The following is a 2,195-nucleotide window of genomic DNA, read 5'->3' on the forward strand; positions in this document are numbered from 1 at the left end:
TTACCAACCATTTTCAAAAGACCGCGACGTGAGTGGTGATCTTTCTTATGAGTACGTAAGTGCTCATTCAAATTGTTGATTGATTCTGTAAGGACAGCGATTTGAACTTCTGCAGATCCAGTGTCGCTTTCATGAGTTTTAAACTCATTGATAAGTTCATTTTTACGTTCTTGAGTGATTGCCATCCGGATTCACCTCCTAAATTTTACAAATCCCCTGATACCGAGCAAGCGTTGGTGATTCGTCTTGCCAAGTAGAGGTTATTTTTAATACGTTAATAAGAATACAACTTTTCACAGCAAAAAGCAAGGCTATAACGAAGTTTATTGTAGGAAAAACACCTTTTACAGACTAAAATGAAGACAATTGTCTTATTTCTTAAAATAATGGAGTGAATTTTGCTTATCACGTTCAATTTGTGCGACAAGCTCTTCTATTCCTGAAAATTTTTGTTCCTTACGTAAGTGAAGATGCCATTCAATAATCACTTCTTCACCATAGATATCTTCATTAAAGTCAAATAAGTGGACTTCCACGGAAGGAAGGAGTGCATCCTTATTAAATGTAGGTTTATAACCAATATTACATACGCCATTGTACCATTTTGAATGAACTTTCACTCGAACAGCATAAACACCGACAGGCGGCATAATATACTCGTCATTGAAATCTACATTCGCAGTAGGAAAGCCAATCGTCCGTCCTCGTTTATCACCATGTATAACGATTCCTGATGTTGTATAATATCGGCCTAATAGTGAAAAGAGTTCGTTGGTCCTGCCTTCTTTAAGCAGATTGCGAATTCTGGTTGAACTTACCTTTTCATCACCTTGGGTAAATTTCGGAACAATCGAATAAGAAAATTTATCTCTAGAATGAAAGGGCAATGTTTCCATTGTTCCCTTTCCCATTCGTCCATAGGTAAAGTCAAAACCAGCGACCACATGCCTTACGTTCAGGCCAATAACATATTGGTCAATAAATTCCTGTGGCAGCAAATTTGCAAATTCTACACTAAAATGAATAATAAATAAATAATCAATATCTAGTTCTTCAATTATCTTTATTTTCTCAGATAATGGGGAAATATACTTAATCTGCTTATCTGTTTTTCCTAATACAACGGAAGGATGCGGGTCAAATGTCATCACCGCACTGCAAATTCCTTTTTCTTCAGCTTGATTTTTGGCCTCAAGAATTACCTGTTGATGCCCACGGTGAACACCGTCAAAGTAACCTAACGCCATTGAGAGAGGCGGATATTCATCAATTGCATTATTAAATGGGAATTTAAGCCTAATTACTTCCAAAACAAACTCACCTTTTCTATACCGTACCTTTTTTAATCTTGATCATTTCGTAACACTTTAACTGGTTTAAAGAGGTCAGGCTTGTTAGGATGCTTTGAATAAATAGCAAGAGCCAGTCCATCTACAGTTTCAGCGATAATCGGTCCGTTACTAGTTTTTAAATGTTCAGGCATTTGTAATAATGCGCCATTTTTCACTTTCTCTGCTACTGTATCATTAATTTGGAGTTTCGGCAAATGAGAAAGTGCAGTTTCTAGAGGCCTTAATACACTCGAAATCGTTCCTGCTTCCATATGTTTTTCAATCTCTTCAAACGTTAAGCAGTCCTCTAAGGAATAAGAAGCTGATTGAACTCTTTGCAGGTATGACATATGTGCTGGAAAGCCAAGCATTTCACCAATCATTACGGCCAAGGTCCGAATATACGTACCTTTACTACAACTGACTCTAAACTTAAATTTTATCGTTTCACCGATATATTCAGATCGATCGTCTAATAACTCGATTGAATAAATCGTTACCTTCCGAGTTGGCCGTTCGACCTCGATTCCTTTGCGCGCATATTCATACAGTCGGACACCACCAACTTTTACTGCCGAGAACATTGGTGGTGTTTGCTCAATTTCACCAGTTAATGACTGTAATACTTTAAGAATTTCTTCCCGTTGAATAACCCTGGTTACTGGCTTTTGGGCAACTGTTTCACCTGAAGCATCTTCTGTTGTTGTCGAATAACCGATGGTTACTTCTCCCTCGTATGCTTTACCTGCATCCGTTATATATTCGGCCACTTTAGTTGCTTTTCCAATACATATAGGAAGTACCCCTGTGACGTCTGGATCCAGTGTGCCTGTATGCCCTACTTTTTTTGTTTTTAATATTTTC

At 37.7% G+C, this 2,195-nt stretch carries 3 protein-coding genes; all 3 read right to left on the bottom strand.

Translation table 11 applies throughout. The annotated features are described in order from the left end of the window. On the bottom strand, positions 1-185 hold a 185-nt coding region (gene rpsO, locus V7659_RS10275), incomplete at its 3' end, for a 30S ribosomal protein S15 (RefSeq protein ID WP_335539888.1). 186 nt (positions 186-371) lie between these two features. Next, entirely contained in the window at positions 372-1,310 is a 939-nt protein-coding gene (gene ribF, locus V7659_RS10280) for a bifunctional riboflavin kinase/FAD synthetase (protein WP_335539890.1), read from the bottom strand. Between the two features lie 32 nt (positions 1,311-1,342). Continuing rightward, positions 1,343-2,195, bottom strand: an 853-nt coding sequence (gene truB, locus V7659_RS10285; protein WP_335539892.1) for a tRNA pseudouridine(55) synthase TruB, incomplete at its 5' end; no start/stop codon positions are given.

Origin of the sequence: Neobacillus drentensis (genome assembly GCF_036966985.1) — a bacterium.
GTDB classification, from domain to species: Bacteria; Bacillota; Bacilli; order Bacillales; family Cytobacillaceae; genus Neobacillus; species Neobacillus drentensis_E.